The following is a 13,380-nucleotide window of genomic DNA, read 5'->3' on the forward strand; positions in this document are numbered from 1 at the left end:
ACCAACCGGCCGTGGTCAGACCAGCAGCCAGAGGCCGACCACCACGACGACGACCGCAGCGGCCGCGACACCGATGATCAACGGCAGTCGGGACGGCTGGTCGGCGGCCGGCGGCGGGGCCGTCTGGAAGGCGCGGAACGCCTCGGTGTTGCCACTCGGGTCGGCGTACTCGTCAGACATGACGAAGACCCTAGCGAAGACGTACGACCACGGCCACGACCGGCCGGCGCGAGCCGGTGGTCGACCGGTCGGATACCGGTAACAATCGTCCAATGCACGTCTCCCGCCGGTCCGGCACCGGCCCGCTGACCGGTGGTGTGATCACCGCCGGTCTGATCACCGCGTCAGTGGTCGCGTTGGTGGCCGGCTGCGGTACCGCGCCCGAGCCGGCTCCGGTGTTCAACGCCCCGGTGACGGTGGAGCCCACGCCGGCGGGGTCCACCCCGGCGGAGTCCAGCCCGGCAAATTCCAGCCCGGCAAATTCCAGCCCGGCGGCGGGACGGACGGCGCCGACGGACGAACTCGACGTCGACAGCCGTACGCTCGACCTCAACCGCGACGGCGACCGCCCACTGCCGGTCACCGTCTGGTATCCCGTCACCGGTGCCGACACCACGACCGAGCGATTCCCGGTGGTCCTGTTCAGCCACGGGCTGGGCGGGAACCCGGCGGACTACGAGGCCATCCTGACCGCCTGGGCGGCGGCCGGGTTCGTGGTCGCCGCGCCGACCTACCCGTACACCAGTCAGGGCGGTTCCGGCGGCAACGCGCTGGACGTGCTCAACCAGCCGGCGGACGCCTCGTACGTGCTGGACGAACTGCTGGCGCTCGACGGACGCGACGGGGATCCGTTCGCCGGGCGGCTCGACGTCGAGCGGGTCGCCGCGGCCGGTCACTCGGCCGGAGGGATCACCACCGTCGGGCTGTTCACCGCGGCCCGCGACGAACGGTTGGACGCCGGGATCGTCCTGGCCGGCAGCGCGCTCGGCGTCGGTTCGGCGTTCAGCGGTGCCGCCGCGCCGCAACTGTTCATCCACGGCGAGCTCGACGAGGTGGTCTCGTACGCCTCCGGCAAGGCCGCGTACGAGCGGGTGCCGTGGCCGAAAGCGATGCTGACGCTGCCCGACGGCGATCACGGGCAGTCGCTGCTGCGGCCTGGCAACCCCGCCTACGACGTGGTGCTCGGGAGCAGCACCGACTTCCTCCGCTGGACCCTGTACGGCGACGACGGTGCCCGCCAGCGGCTGACCGAGGCGCCACCGGCCGGGTTGGCCGTCCTCGACGACCAGCTCTAGCGCCAACGCCGCTCGGTTAAGCCGTTGCGGCAGCGGTCAAGGGTGTGTCGGTCGGACATGGGAAAGCGGAGTTCCTGTAACGAGGTGAGTCACTCCAAGACGCCTCGAGACCAGGAACTCCGCTTTGGTCGATCAGATTGCCATAACTCGGACGGTGCGGGTAGCCGCAGGTGTGTTCGCGCCGGGTCATCTGGGTGAGTTGACCCAGTTCCTGCCCTTCGAGATGGTCGATGAGGTCCTTGCCGCGACCCGTCGTACCCAGCAGCGGATCCGGCTACTCCCGGCCCGGGTCGTGGTCTACCTCGTCCTCGCAGGCTGCTTGTTCGCCGAACTCGGCTACGGGCAGGTGTGGCGGAAACTGACCGCCGGTCTGACCGGGCTGGATCTGACCGAACCGGCCTCAGGCACGTTACGGGAGGCGCGTCAGCGGCTCGGGTCGACGCCGTTGCGGGCCCTGTTCGATCTGCTGCGCGGCCCGGCGGTCACCACGGCGACGCACGCCGTGCGGTGGCGGGGCCTGCTGGTGACAGCGATCGACGGGACCACGATGTCGGTCGCCGACGCCGAGGCGGTCCGGGTCCGTTACCGCAAACAACGGGGTAACCACGGCGGCGCGGGCTACCCGGCACTACGGCTGAGTGTCCTGCTGACCTGCGGCACCCGCTCGATCATCGACGCCGTGTTCGCTCCACTCGGCACCAGCGAACTCGACCAGGCCCGCTCCCTGGCCCGGAGCCTGGCCGCCGGGATGCTGCTGTTGGCCGACCGTAACTACGCCGCCGCCGACCTCATCCAGACACTCGCCGCCACCAGGGCCGACCTGCTGATCCGCTGCAAGAACGGCCGCCGCCTGCCGGTGATCCGCCGGTACCACGACGGATCCTGGCTGTCGACCATCGGCACGGTACGGGTGCGGGTCGTGGACGCTGAGATCAGCGTCCAGACCATCGACGGCGTCCGCACGGGCGGCTACCGGCTGATCACCACCCTGCTCGACCCACGCACCCACCCGGCCGGCGAACTGATAAAGCTGTACCACCGCCGGTGGGAGGTCGAAACCGCCTACCTGGAGATCAAATCCAGCATCCTCGGCGGCCGGGTCCTGCGCGCGCGTACTCCCGACGGCATCGACCAGGAGGTCTACGCCCTGCTGGTCGTCTACCAGATCCTGCGTAACGCCATGACCGACGCCACCGACAGCCGGCCCGGCACCGGCCCTGACCGGGCCAGCTTCACCACCGCCCTGAACGCCGCCCGCGACCAGGTCACCCACGCCGCCGGCGTCCTCGCCGACACCGTCATCGACCTGGTCGGCGCCATCGGTCGTGCGGTTCTGGCCCACCTGCTACCTGAGCGTCGGATCCGGGTGAAGACCCGCATGATCAAACGCTCGAACTCCAAGTACCAAGCCCGCGGACCCAACGTAGACCGACGCAGCTACAAAGCCACCATAGCCATCGATATAATCACAAACACTTGCTAACCATCCACCCGCCCTAACCGAGCGGCGTTGGATCTAGCGCTGGTGGTCCAGCACAATCTTGCCGAACGCCTCCCCGGCGTGCAGCCGCGCGAAGGCGTCCCGGGCCTCGCTCAAGCCGTACACGCTGTCGACGACCGGGCGGATGCCGCGCGTGTCGCACAGCCGCAGCAGCTCGCGCAGCTCGTCGGCGCTTCCCATCGAGGTGCCGAGGATCTCCAGCTGCATCGCGAAGACCCGGCGCAGGTCGACGGCGGGCAGGTGGCCGCTGGTGGCACCGGAGACGACGATCCGGGCACCCGGCGCGGCGGACTTCATCGAGTGGTCGAAGGTGGCCGCGCCGACGGTCTCGATCACCACGTCGACCCGCTCGGGCAGCCGGGCGCCGGGGGCCAGCGCGGTGGCACCGAGCGCGGCGATCCGGTCCCGCTTGGTGGCGTCCCGGCTGGTCGCGTAGACCCGCTTGCCCAACGCGACGGCGAGCAGCACCGCAGCCGTCGCGACTCCCCCGCCCGCGCCCTGGACCAGCACCGAGCGGGCCTGGTCGACCCGGCCCCGGGTGGTCAACATCCGGTACGCGGTGAGCCAGGCGGTCGGCAGGCAGGCCGCGTCGGCGAAACTGAGCCCGGCGGGCTTGGGGATCAGGTTCGCCCGGGGTACGGCGACCCGGTCGGCGAACGTGCCAGGGTGGTTCTCGGACAGGATCGACATGCCCCGTGGGTCCGCCGGATCCGGCACCACCGGGTACACCACGACCTCGTTGCCGGCGTCGTCGACGCCGGCCGCGTCGCAGCCGAGGATCATCGGCACCCGGTCGGCCGGCAGCCCGACTCCACGCAGTGACCAGATGTCGTGGTGGTTGAGGGAGCTGGCCCGGACCTCGACCACCACCCAGTCGGGGTCGGGCGGCGTCGGATCGGGCCGCTCGCCCACGACGAGGGCGGCGAGCGGGTCGGCGGCGTCGATGGTCGAGGCGAAGGCTGCTCGCATGATCCGACGCTAGCAGTCTGGTAGGTCCGTTCAGCGCAGCGACGCGAGCGCGCCCTAACCGGGCTCAGCGCGACGGCACGAGCGCCCTAATACTGCAACGGCGGGTCGTTGCTTCGGCTGCTGATCGTTCGTTGGTTGACTGTGGTGGATGCGCAGGTGGTCGGGTCGTGGGATGCCGGGTTGGAGGAGTTGTTCTTCCGGTTCGCACATCGGTTTGAGCGGGTGGAGCCCCGGCGGCGGGCGTGGGCGTATGTGCGGGGGTTGTTGGCGCCGTTGGAGCGGCGGAACGGGTGGACTCTCGCGGAGCAGGCTGGGCATGTGTCGCCGGACGGGTTGCAGGGCATGTTGTGCAGCGCGGCGTGGGACCGGGACGCGGTCCGCGATGACGTGCGCGACTACGTCGTGGAGCGGATCGGCGATCCGGCCGGGGTGCTTGTCGCCGATGAGACCGGGTTCATCAAGAAGGGCCGCGCCTCGGCGGGAGTCCAGAGGCAGTACTCGGGCACGGCGGGCAAGACCGAGAACTGTCAGATCGGCACGTTCCTGTGCTACGCCACGGCGCGGGGTCGGGCGTTGATCGACCGGGAGTTGTACCTGCCGAAGTCGTGGACCGATGACCGGGACCGGTGCCGGGCGGCGGCGATCCCGGAAGAGGTGGGGTTCGCCACGAAGCCGCAGCAGGCACAGGCCATGGTGGAGCGGGCGATCGAGGCGCGGGTGCCGTTCTCGTGGTTCACGGCGGACGAGGCCTACGGGCAGAACCCGGGCCTGCGGGGCTGGCTGGAGGATCAGGACATCGCCTATGTGATGGCCACCCGCTGTGACGACGAGGTGCCCTCCGGACTGCGCACCACCCTGCGTGTCGATGAGCTGGTCGCGAGGGTGCGTGCGGGCGCGTGGCAGCGCCTGTCGTGCGGTGATGGCGCGCGCGGGCCACGCCGCTACGACTGGGCCCGGGTACCGATCCGGCGCACCTTCGCCCACGGCCGCCGCGGCTGGGTCCTCGCCCGACGCTCGATCAGCGACCCTGGCGAGATCGCCTACTACGTCTGCTTCGGCCGACGCGGCACCCGACTGCGTGAGTTGGTGCGGGTCGCCGGCAGTCGCTGGTCGGTGGAGGAGTCGTTCCAGACCGCGAAGAACGAGGTCGGCCTGGACCAGTACCAGGTCCGCCGCTACGACGCCTGGTACGCCCACATCACCCTCGCGATGGCCGCCGCCGCGTTCCTCGTCGTCACCCGCGCCGCCGAGGCCGCAAAGGGGGCACCACCCCAAGCGAGCGCAGCCTGATCCCGCTGAGCAGCAACGAGGTCCGCCGCCTGTTCGCCCACCTCGTCCTCATCGGGCGTACCGCAGCTGATCACGTGCTGCACTGGTCAACCTGGCGCCGCCGTAGGCAAGCTCAAGCGAAAGCCTCCCACTACCGCAAACGACTCGAACCGCCATAAGTCACGACCCGCCGTTGCAGTACTAACCGGGCTCAGCGCAGCAGCAGGAGCGCGGTGAGCAGGACCAGCGCGACTCCGGCGATGAGGAACGCGACGGCCAGCTGGGGCGCGGTCGCCGGGCCGGTCGGCGCGGCAGCGTCCGACACGGCCGCGTCCGGCTCGGCCGGCAGGTCCGCCAGGATCGTGGCGAGTTCGCCGTGTGTCCGGGCGAGCAGGGTCCGGGTCACCCGATCGGCGTGCTCGTCGAGGCTCAACCGCCCGGCCGAGGTGTGTCGCTCCAGGCACCGTACGACCCGCTCACGGTCGGCGTCCGAGGCACGCAGGTCGGGGCGGTCCATGTGTGGCAGCCTAGGCCCGTCCACATCGGCGCGGGAACCCACACGGGACGGCAGGAGGGTCGGCAGGACGGTACGGCACGACAAGGACAGCAGGACAGGACGCTACGGAAGGGACGGTGCGCTGCCACGCCAGCCGGTACGGTACAGCCGTGTCGACCTCTCACCCGGGTGGCGGTGCCACCCCCGCGATGAACCTGCTCGTGATCGAACGAATCCTGCGTGACCGAGACGGCATCTGGCAGCAGATCGTCGACGAGCGGGACCTGCGGTCGCTGATCAGCCAGATGGTCAGCAGCTCGGCGCTGAGCCTGGCGCTCTACGGAGCCGTGCTCGGTGCCTCGTACGGCTGGCAGCAAATCCTCTCCTCGCTGGTCAAACTACCGCTGCTGTTCCTGGCGACGCTGGCCATCTGTCTGCCCACGCTCTATCTGTTCAACCTGGTCTTCGGTGCCCGGCTGTCGATGATCCAGGCGGTGGCGTTGATCCTGGTGTCCATCACGGTGACCGCCGCGCTGAGCCTGGCGTTCGCGCCGGTGAGCCTCTTCTTCTTAGTCACCGCGCAGAGCTACGAATTCTACAAGCTGCTCAACGTCAGCATTCTGATACTCACCGCCATCGTCGGTCTCCGTTTCCTGGTGGCCGGCATGCGGGCCCTCAACGACCGTCAGCAGCGGCTGACCGCGGTGGCCGTACCAGCGGCCATGCCCGCGCAACCGGCGCTCGTACCGGCCGTGCCCGCGCAACCGGCGCCCGTACCCGCACAGACGGCACCCGCCGCCGTACCCGCACAGCCGGCACAGGTGCCCGCCGTGCCCGCGCCGGTCGGGCCACCCGGACCCGGTGCGGCCGGGACCCAGGTCGGGATGGTCCCGGCGGTGAACGGCATGCCCGACCGACCGTACCTGCCGACGCCGCCAGCGCTCCTTGGTCAGCCGGTCGGGCCGGCGGGGCAGCGGCCGGCCAGCATGGGTCTGGTCTACATCTGGATCATGCTTTTCGGGTTCGTCGGCACCCAGCTCGCCTGGACCCTGCGGCCCTTCTTCGGCGATTCCGGCAGTCCGTTCGCGTTGTTCCGCGAAGTCGGCGGCACCTTCTACGCCGATCTGTTCCACACTATCGGCCGCCTGTTCGGCGGCTGATCCCACAACGTCGGCCGCCTGTTCGGCGGCTGACCGGTCACGCCCGACCCCGGGCTGGGCGGGCGGGTCGGTCGACGCCGCCCGCCCGCCGGCCAGGTCAGCGGCGGGCGACCCCTTCCCGACGGGCGGCGGCGGCCACCGCGGCGGCGACCGCCGGGGCGACCCGTGGGTCGAGGGCCGACGGCACGAACGCCTCCGGCTGCAACAGGTCGGCGACCACGGCGGCGATGGCGTCGGCGGCGGCCACCTTCATGCCCTCGGTGATCCGGGTGGCCCCGGCTTCGAGCGCTCCCCGGAACACGCCGGGGAAGGCCAGCACGTTGTTGATCTGATTGGGAAAGTCGCTGCGGCCGGTGGCGACCAGGGCGGCGTACCGGTGGGCGATCTCCGGATGCACCTCGGGCGTCGGGTTGGCCAACGCGAAGACGATGCCGCCGGGGGCCATTCCGGCGACGGCCGGCTCCTCGATCTGTCCGCCGGAGAGGCCGATCAGCACGTCGGCGCCGACCAGCGCCTCGGTGATGCCGCCGGCGCAGGCGGCGGTCATCGCGGCGAGTTCGGCCTTGACCGCGCTGAGATCCCCCCGGTCGGCGTGGATGATGCCGCGCGAGTCGCAGACCACGGTGTTCGCCGGGTCGACTCCCCCGGCGATCAGCATCTTGGTCACCGCCACGCCGGCCGCGCCGGCGCCGCTGACCACCACCCGCAGGTCGCCGAGTTTGCGGTCCAGCAAGGTGGCGGCGTTGCGCAACGCGGCCAGCACGACGATTGCGGTGCCGTGCTGGTCGTCGTGGAAGACCGGGATCGACAAGGCGGCGTCGAGCCGCCGTTCGATCTCAAAGCAGCGCGGCGCGCTGATGTCTTCCAGGTTGATGCCGCCGAAGGACGGCGCCAGCGCGGTGACGGTGGCCACGATCTCGTCGACGTCGCGGGTGTCCAGGCAGATCGGCACCGCGTCGACGTCGCCGAACTGCTTGAACAGCACCGCTTTGCCTTCCATGACCGGCATGGCGGCACGTGGCCCGATGTCGCCGAGGCCGAGCACGGCCGTACCGTCGGTGACGACCGCGATGGTGTGGGAGACCCAGGTGTATTCGTCGGCCAGGGCCGGATCGGCCGCGATCGCCTCGCAGACCCGGGCCACCCCGGGGGTGTACGCCAGGGACAGGTCGTCCCGGCTGGCCAGCGCGACGGTCGACGCGATCGCCATCTTGCCGCCTCGATGCAGGTCAAAGACCCGATCGGAAACCGCCACTGTAGACATAGCAGACATGGTGACTCCTTCAGCCAACGAGCAGGGAAAGTCGCCGGCTCGGCGCGAGGTCAGCGTTGACCGGCGAGGCGCTGCGGGGGTCACCCGGATTACGTGTCGACCATAGTGTCACACACCGTGCCCGACTACGCGGCGGATCATACTCCCCGGTGGCCGAGTCGCCGTGGCAAGGGCCAGTAGCGCAGGAGCACCCGACCGTGCACGTCGGCCACGCCGTAGGCCCGCGAGTCGTCGGCGATCAGATCGTTGTCGCCCCGGATCCACCAGCCGCCGTCCTGCGCGCGGACGACGCGTTTGACCACCAGCAGATCGGGCCGGCTGCGGAAGGTGGCGACCACGAGATCGCCGGGTCGGATGGCGCGTCCGCCCCGGCGGACCAGCAGCGCGTCGCCGTGTCGCAGGGTGGGCACCATCGACGGTCCGTGCACCAGGACCGCGAACAGTGGCGAACGCACTTGCACCTCCCCCGGTCTGGCGGCGGAATGCGCGATAGGGTCGGCGGGGAGGATCATTCTCCACCTTACGCGTGCCGACGATCGTGCAGTCGGCCAACCTACGGAGGGTCCTGATGCGACTTCCACGCATACTTACTCCGCGCACGGTGGTCAGCGCCCACTGCGATCTGCCGTGTGGCGTCTACGACCCGGCGCAGGCCCGGATCGAGGCCGAATCGGTCAAGGCGATCGCCGAGAAGTACCAGGCGAACACCGATCCGGAGTTCCGTACCCGGGCGCTGCTCATCAAGGAGCAGCGGTCCGAGTTGGTCAAGCACCACCTGTGGGTGCTCTGGACCGACTACTTCAAGCCGCCACACTTCGAGAAGTACCCGCACCTTCACCAATTGTTCAACGAGGCGACCAAGCTGGCCGGCGGGGGCGGCGGGACCAAGGCCTCGATCGACCCGGCGAAGGCCGACGAGCTGCTGCAGAAGATCGACGAGATCGCCAAGATTTTCTGGGAGACCAAGCAGGCGTGATCAGCGGTTTCGGCCGGCACCCAGTCGGGTGCCGGCCGGGCAGACATCGGGTGGATCACGATGGCGCGCGACGAATCGCGGCGGATGAGGCGCGCTGATCGATATCAGCCGGTAGAGTCCACGCGGGGGTATGCCGGATGAGTCCGCTGGTCACACAATCCGAACCGACGGTCGACGACGACGTCGTGCTGCTTACCGTGCCTGCGGACGGCGGCTATCTCAGCGTGCTGCGGACCGCGACGGCCGGGCTGGCCGCGCGGCTGCACTTCGCCCTCGACGAGATCGAGGACCTGCGGATCGCGGTCGACGAGGCATGCGCCATGTTGCTCGCGGTAGCGGTCCGCGACGCCGATCTGGAGTGTCGGTTCTCGGTGACCGACGACGCGCTCACCGTCGAGGTGACCGTCCCGACGGTACGCGGTGCCGCGTTGCCGCCCGAGTCGTCGTTCGCCTGGAAGGTCCTGCGGGCGCTGACCACTTCGGCGTCGGCGACCGCTGCCAGCGGTCGTGCCACCATCACGTTGCTCACCCGCCGGGCGGGAAGTCGCTGACGGTCAGTCCAGCCCGAACGCCTTCGTGGTGGGCGGGCTCACCAGTAGTACGCAGACCGCCAGGCCGAGCACGATCAACGGCCCACCGAGCCAACCCAGGCCACCTGTGATCATGTAGTAACCGACGGGCAGCAGCATCAGCTGCAGCACGATGGCGGGTGCCCGCGCTCCGGCCCGGCCCTGCCACAGCGCCCGTGCGAGCAGTCCGAGCAGCACCGTGCCGCCGCCGGCGAACCCGGTCACGATCAACGCCGACACCAGGTCGGTGGCCGTACCGGTCAGATCCTGGTAGGCCAGGTACACGGTGACCGCGCCCAGCGCCACGGCCTCGCCGGTCAGCAGCCCCACCGCCCACCGCAACGTCGCCGGCCGGGCCACCGAGTCACTCGTCACGGCGTGACGATACCCGTGCCGGTGGCGCGATACAGTGCCGCCCATGCGCGCCCTCCTGGTGGTCAATCCCAAGGCCACCACCACCAGCGAGCGCACCAGGGACGTGATCGTCCGGGCGCTGCGCAGCGAAGCCGACTTGTTCGTCGAGTACACCCGCCGCCGTGGGCATGCCATGGCGCTGGTCAGGCAGGCCGCCGCAGACGGTTTCGACGCGGTGGTCACCCTGGGCGGCGACGGTACGGTCAACGAAGCCGTCAACGGCCTGATGACCTCGTCACCGGCGCTGGCGGACGGCCCCGGGTCGACCGCGGATCGACTGCCGGTCCTGGCGGTGGTGCCGGGTGGTTCGACCAACGTGTTCGCCCGGGCGATCGGTCTGCCGAGGGAGTGGCCGGAGGCGACGAGCGTGCTGTTGGAAGGTCTGCGGGTCGGTCGTTTCCGGACCATCGGGCTGGGCCGCGCCGACGACCGGTACTTCACGTTCTGCGCCGGGCTCGGGCTGGACGCGGCGGTCATCCGGCAGGTCGAACGAGCCAGGCTACGCGGCCGCAAGTCGACGGTCGGTCTCTACCTGCGGTCGATGATCAGTGAGTACTTCATCGGAATGGACCGGCGACGCCCGGCGATCCATCTGGAGCAGCCGGGTGAGCCGGACGAGTACGAGTTGGCGACGGTGGTGATCCAGAACACCGCCCCGTGGACCTTTATCGGGGATCGGGCGATCAATCCCAACCCGAACGCCTCGTTCGATCTCGGATTGGACGTTCTCGCCCTGCGCCAGTTGCACATACCCAGTACGACCCGGACGTTGGCTCAGGTGACGGCGCGCGCACCGGAGCCACACGGACGCCAACTGGTTCGATTGCACGATTTGTCCGAATTCACGCTATCCGCAACTCAGCCGCAGGCCTTCCAGCTCGACGGCGACTATCTCGGCGAGCGGACAAAAGTCCGTTTTACTGCGATCCGCGACGCCCTCCGGGTCGTGCACTGACACGCTCCGTAACAGAGCTTCGGCTGCGGAGCGTGACGACAGCCACGGAAGACACGTGGCAGAAATGCCAGCAGTGCAGGGCGGACCGTACTACATTGATTATCGACTGTCGCACTCCGGGTTGCGGTGAGCGCTAGAAATAGGACAAACAGGTCGTGACGTTGCTCACGGAGTTGGACTTTTTCTCAGCGCTACTCTTGACATCACCGGAGTTCGTGAAAGTATTCACAAGCGGACCGATTCACCCGGGACGTTGCCTGGATGCGCTCGCCACGCGGCAGCTCGGAGCAACGTTCCACAGGCTCACGCCTGCTCACGCGCTGCCGATCCGACGGATGCATTCCGTCGCGACCGGTTTCGCGGGCGCATAAAGAAACACCGGAGCATTTACCGCCACCGATCCAGAATGAGGAGTGTTGCCGCCATGGACTGGCGTCACCATGCTGTCTGCCGCGACGAGGACCCGGAGCTGTTCTTCCCGATCGGGACGTCCGGCCCCGCGATCCTGCAGGTCGAGCAGGCCAAGGCTGTCTGCCGGCGCTGCTCCGTGACCGACGAGTGCCTGCAGTGGGCACTAGAGTCCGGGCAGGATGCCGGTGTCTGGGGCGGGATGAGCGAAGAGGAGCGGCGCGCGGTCAAGCGCCGCGGTGGCCTGCGGGTCCTTCGCGCTCAATCGGCCTGATCACCACACCACGACATCAGTCGGAGGGCTCCGGAGCTTCGCTCCGGAGCCCTCCGACGTCCGTTCGACGTCCGTTCGACGTCGGCCCATCCCTAGCCGTCGGCCCACCGGGAGCACGCCGACACCCGACGGGGACCTACGCCGACACCAGTGCGCCGGCCCGGTCGACCCGGGACAGCACCAGCCGGGCGATGTCGACCGATCCCGCCAACGGGGCTGCGGCCCACACCGCGCCAGCCTCCCGCGCCGAGGACACCGCCGTCTCGTACAGCAGACCAGGGGCGAGGAAGTACGCGGCGACCGCCACCCGGCGAGCGCCGGCCCGCCGGAGCGCCTCGACCGCGGCGCCGGCGGTGGGCGGCGCGGCGGAGGCGTAGCCGACCGCACACGGCACACCCAGGGTCGCGCCGAACGCGGCAGCCGTGGCCGCCACCGTCTGCCGAGCCGGCGCCGACCGGGTACCGGCAGCGGCCAGCACCACCGCGTCGAACCCTGAACCGGCCTGCGCCAACCGTCGGGACAAGCCAGCGATCAGCAGCGGATCCACCGCTGTGGTGCCGACAGGCGGGCCGAGCACCTCGGTGATCGTCACCGGGATCCGGAGTCCGTCCGCACGAGCGTCGGCCACCGTCTGTGGGATGTCCACCCGACCGTGGAACGCCTCGGTCAGCAGCAGTGGCACCAGGCTCACCCGTGGGTAGCCGGCGGCCTGCAGGTCGGCCAGCACCCGGCCGGGCCGTGGTCCGGCGTGGTCGAGGTAGGCCGCCCGGACATCGGTGCCCGGCCGGGCCGCCGCGACCGACCGGACCAGCGCACGAGTCGCCGCCGCCGCCTGCGGATCCCGACTGCCGTGTGCCACCAGCACGATCGGATTCGGCACAGGTGTGAGCGGACCGGTCACAAGTGCAGGCCGCACTCGGTCTTGTCGAACATCGCCCACCGCCCCGCGCGGGGATCCTCCCCCGCCGTGGTCCGTCGGGTGCACGGCCAGCAGCCGAGCGAGGTGTAGCCCTGCTTGAACAGGTCGTTGACCGGCACGTTCCAGCGGGAGATGTAGGCGTCGACGTCGGCCTGGGTCCACGCGGCGATCGGGTTCACCTTGACCCGGCCACGCCGGGCGTCGAAGCCGACCACCGGGGTGTTGGCCCGGGTGGGTGACTCGTCGCGGCGCAGCCCCGCCGCCCAGGCGTCGTAATCGCCGAGGGCCCGCTCCAACGGCTCGATCTTGCGCAACGCGCAGCACTCGTCCGGTGCCCGGTTGAAGAGCCGGGGCCCGTACTCGCCGTCCTGCTGGCCGACGGTCAGCCGGGGCCGAATCGACCGGACGTTCACCCGCATGGTCGCCGCGACCTGATCGCGCACCCGCAACGTCTCCGGAAAATGCAGCCCGGTGTCGAGGAACACCACGTCCACCCCGGGCGCTACCCGGGAGACGATGTGCGCCAGGACACCGTCCGCCATCGAACTGGTCACGCAGAACCGGTCGCCGAAGGTCTCCACCGCCCAGCGGGCGATCTCCTCCGCCGGGGCACCTTCCAGCTGCCGACCGGCCCGCTCCGCGAGCATCCGCAGCTCGGCGGGATCCCGGCGGGTCGGCGGACGGTCCGCGTCCGGGCCGACCCGGATCAGGTTGAGGTCTGCGGCAAGCACCGGGCTCATCGGGACACCACCCCTCGGGCCAGCAATCCGGTGAACTTCACGATGAACACCCGGGCACAAGCGTGGCACTCCCAGGCGGTGTGCGCATCTTCGTGCGGGCGGAGATCCTCCTCACCGCAGTACGGGCAGTAGAGCGGCGCCGCGCGCATCTCGGTGCTCATG

Annotated in this window: 17 protein-coding genes; 8 read left to right on the plus strand and 9 right to left on the minus strand. The window is 69.9% G+C overall.

The window, feature by feature from the left end:
• Positions 1-15: 15 nt before the first annotated feature.
• A complete protein-coding gene (locus tag O7632_RS26495; RefSeq protein WP_278118170.1) occupies positions 16-180 on the minus strand; it encodes a hypothetical protein in 165 nt (54 codons plus the stop codon).
• 92 nt (positions 181-272) lie between these two features.
• Between O7632_RS26495 and O7632_RS26500 the strand changes: the two genes are divergently transcribed.
• A complete protein-coding gene (locus tag O7632_RS26500; protein WP_278118172.1) occupies positions 273-1,295 on the plus strand; it encodes a chlorophyllase in 1,023 nt (340 codons plus the stop codon).
• 124 nt (positions 1,296-1,419) lie between these two features.
• Complete coding sequence (locus O7632_RS26505; RefSeq protein WP_278112971.1) at positions 1,420-2,778, plus strand: IS4 family transposase; 1,359 nt, start codon at positions 1,420-1,422, stop codon at positions 2,776-2,778.
• 33 nt (positions 2,779-2,811) lie between these two features.
• Here O7632_RS26505 and O7632_RS26510 read toward each other — a convergent pair whose 3' ends face one another.
• Positions 2,812-3,765 carry a zinc-binding dehydrogenase gene (locus O7632_RS26510; RefSeq protein ID WP_278118174.1) on the minus strand — a complete coding sequence of 318 codons (954 nt, stop codon included), beginning with the start codon at positions 3,763-3,765 and terminating at the stop codon, positions 2,812-2,814.
• A gap of 156 nt (positions 3,766-3,921) precedes the next feature.
• On the opposite strand from O7632_RS26510, the gene O7632_RS26515 reads away from it, so the two are divergent.
• A complete protein-coding gene (locus O7632_RS26515; RefSeq protein WP_278119920.1) occupies positions 3,922-5,055 on the plus strand; it encodes an IS701 family transposase in 1,134 nt (377 codons plus the stop codon).
• 190 nt (positions 5,056-5,245) lie between these two features.
• On the opposite strand, the gene O7632_RS26520 is transcribed toward O7632_RS26515, so the two are convergent.
• The gene (locus O7632_RS26520) at positions 5,246-5,551 is read right to left on the minus strand and encodes a DUF1707 domain-containing protein (protein ID WP_278118176.1); all 306 of its coding nucleotides are present in this window, start codon (positions 5,549-5,551) and stop codon (positions 5,246-5,248) included.
• Positions 5,552-5,700: 149 nt separating this feature from the next.
• On the opposite strand from O7632_RS26520, the gene O7632_RS26525 reads away from it, so the two are divergent.
• Positions 5,701-6,690: a hypothetical protein gene (locus O7632_RS26525; RefSeq protein ID WP_278118178.1), complete on the plus strand. Its 990-nt coding sequence runs from the start codon at positions 5,701-5,703 to the stop codon at positions 6,688-6,690.
• 97 nt (positions 6,691-6,787) lie between these two features.
• On the opposite strand, the gene O7632_RS26530 is transcribed toward O7632_RS26525, so the two are convergent.
• Together O7632_RS26530 and O7632_RS26535 are read right to left on the minus strand one after the other, a co-directional pair.
• A complete protein-coding gene (locus O7632_RS26530) occupies positions 6,788-7,945 on the minus strand; it encodes an NADP-dependent malic enzyme (RefSeq protein ID WP_278120420.1) in 1,158 nt (385 codons plus the stop codon).
• 155 nt (positions 7,946-8,100) lie between these two features.
• Positions 8,101-8,475 carry a S24/S26 family peptidase gene (locus tag O7632_RS26535; RefSeq protein ID WP_278118180.1) on the minus strand — a complete coding sequence of 125 codons (375 nt, stop codon included), beginning with the start codon at positions 8,473-8,475 and terminating at the stop codon, positions 8,101-8,103.
• Between the two features lie 56 nt (positions 8,476-8,531).
• Between O7632_RS26535 and sodN the strand changes: the two genes are divergently transcribed.
• Together sodN and O7632_RS26545 are read left to right on the plus strand one after the other, a co-directional pair.
• Positions 8,532-8,939 (plus strand): superoxide dismutase, Ni, encoded by a 408-nt coding sequence (gene sodN, locus O7632_RS26540; protein WP_278118181.1) that lies wholly within the window; start codon positions 8,532-8,534, stop codon positions 8,937-8,939.
• Positions 8,940-9,076: 137 nt separating this feature from the next.
• The gene (locus O7632_RS26545) at positions 9,077-9,490 is read left to right on the plus strand and encodes an ATP-binding protein (protein WP_278118182.1); all 414 of its coding nucleotides are present in this window, start codon (positions 9,077-9,079) and stop codon (positions 9,488-9,490) included.
• A gap of 3 nt (positions 9,491-9,493) precedes the next feature.
• Here the strand turns inward: O7632_RS26545 and O7632_RS26550 are convergent, their stop codons facing one another.
• Positions 9,494-9,928, minus strand: a complete 435-nt coding sequence (locus O7632_RS26550; RefSeq protein WP_278118184.1) for a hypothetical protein — start codon at positions 9,926-9,928, stop codon at positions 9,494-9,496.
• On the opposite strand from O7632_RS26550, the gene O7632_RS26555 reads away from it, so the two are divergent.
• On the plus strand, positions 9,927-10,877 hold the full coding sequence (locus O7632_RS26555; protein WP_278118185.1) for a diacylglycerol kinase family protein: 951 nt from the start codon (positions 9,927-9,929) through the stop codon (positions 10,875-10,877). The genes O7632_RS26550 and O7632_RS26555 overlap by 2 nt on opposite strands.
• Positions 10,878-11,301: 424 nt before the next feature.
• Complete coding sequence (locus O7632_RS26560) at positions 11,302-11,559, plus strand: WhiB family transcriptional regulator (protein WP_278118186.1); 258 nt, start codon at positions 11,302-11,304, stop codon at positions 11,557-11,559.
• Between the two features lie 136 nt (positions 11,560-11,695).
• Here O7632_RS26560 and O7632_RS26565 read toward each other — a convergent pair whose 3' ends face one another.
• Genes O7632_RS26565 through O7632_RS26575 form a run of 3 tightly spaced genes read right to left on the minus strand, consistent with a single transcriptional unit; the run spans position 11,696 to position 13,379 of the window.
• Positions 11,696-12,475: a CbiX/SirB N-terminal domain-containing protein gene (locus tag O7632_RS26565; protein ID WP_278118187.1), complete on the minus strand. Its 780-nt coding sequence runs from the start codon at positions 12,473-12,475 to the stop codon at positions 11,696-11,698.
• The gene (locus tag O7632_RS26570) at positions 12,457-13,218 is read right to left on the minus strand and encodes a phosphoadenylyl-sulfate reductase (protein ID WP_278118189.1); all 762 of its coding nucleotides are present in this window, start codon (positions 13,216-13,218) and stop codon (positions 12,457-12,459) included. Before O7632_RS26570 ends, O7632_RS26565 begins: the two co-directional genes overlap by 19 nt.
• Positions 13,215-13,379, minus strand: coding sequence for a hypothetical protein (locus O7632_RS26575; RefSeq protein ID WP_278118190.1), 165 nt, complete (start codon positions 13,377-13,379; stop codon positions 13,215-13,217). Before O7632_RS26575 ends, O7632_RS26570 begins: the two co-directional genes overlap by 4 nt.
• Position 13,380: the final 1 nt, after the last annotated feature.

This window comes from Solwaraspora sp. WMMD406, assembly GCF_029626025.1.
Classification (GTDB): Bacteria; Actinomycetota; Actinomycetes; order Mycobacteriales; family Micromonosporaceae; genus Micromonospora_E.

What these genes read in the sequence shown, in the direction of transcription:
- O7632_RS26495 (WP_278118170.1), bottom strand. Translation starts at nt 180, where the DNA reads ATGTCTGACGAGTACGCCGACCCGAGTGGCAACACCGAGGCGTTCCGC.
- O7632_RS26500 (WP_278118172.1), top strand. Translation starts at nt 273, where the DNA reads ATGCACGTCTCCCGCCGGTCCGGCACCGGCCCGCTGACCGGTGGTGTG.
- O7632_RS26510 (WP_278118174.1), bottom strand. Translation starts at nt 3,765, where the DNA reads ATGCGAGCAGCCTTCGCCTCGACCATCGACGCCGCCGACCCGCTCGCC.
- O7632_RS26520 (WP_278118176.1), bottom strand. Translation starts at nt 5,551, where the DNA reads ATGGACCGCCCCGACCTGCGTGCCTCGGACGCCGACCGTGAGCGGGTC.
- O7632_RS26535 (WP_278118180.1), bottom strand. Translation starts at nt 8,475, where the DNA reads ATGATCCTCCCCGCCGACCCTATCGCGCATTCCGCCGCCAGACCGGGG.
- sodN (WP_278118181.1), top strand. Translation starts at nt 8,532, where the DNA reads ATGCGACTTCCACGCATACTTACTCCGCGCACGGTGGTCAGCGCCCAC.
- O7632_RS26545 (WP_278118182.1), top strand. Translation starts at nt 9,077, where the DNA reads ATGAGTCCGCTGGTCACACAATCCGAACCGACGGTCGACGACGACGTC.
- O7632_RS26555 (WP_278118185.1), top strand. Translation starts at nt 9,927, where the DNA reads ATGCGCGCCCTCCTGGTGGTCAATCCCAAGGCCACCACCACCAGCGAG.
- O7632_RS26550 (WP_278118184.1), bottom strand. Translation starts at nt 9,928, where the DNA reads ATGGGCGGCACTGTATCGCGCCACCGGCACGGGTATCGTCACGCCGTG.
- O7632_RS26560 (WP_278118186.1), top strand. Translation starts at nt 11,302, where the DNA reads ATGGACTGGCGTCACCATGCTGTCTGCCGCGACGAGGACCCGGAGCTG.
- O7632_RS26570 (WP_278118189.1), bottom strand. Translation starts at nt 13,218, where the DNA reads ATGAGCCCGGTGCTTGCCGCAGACCTCAACCTGATCCGGGTCGGCCCG.
- O7632_RS26575 (WP_278118190.1), bottom strand. Translation starts at nt 13,379, where the DNA reads ATGAGCACCGAGATGCGCGCGGCGCCGCTCTACTGCCCGTACTGCGGT.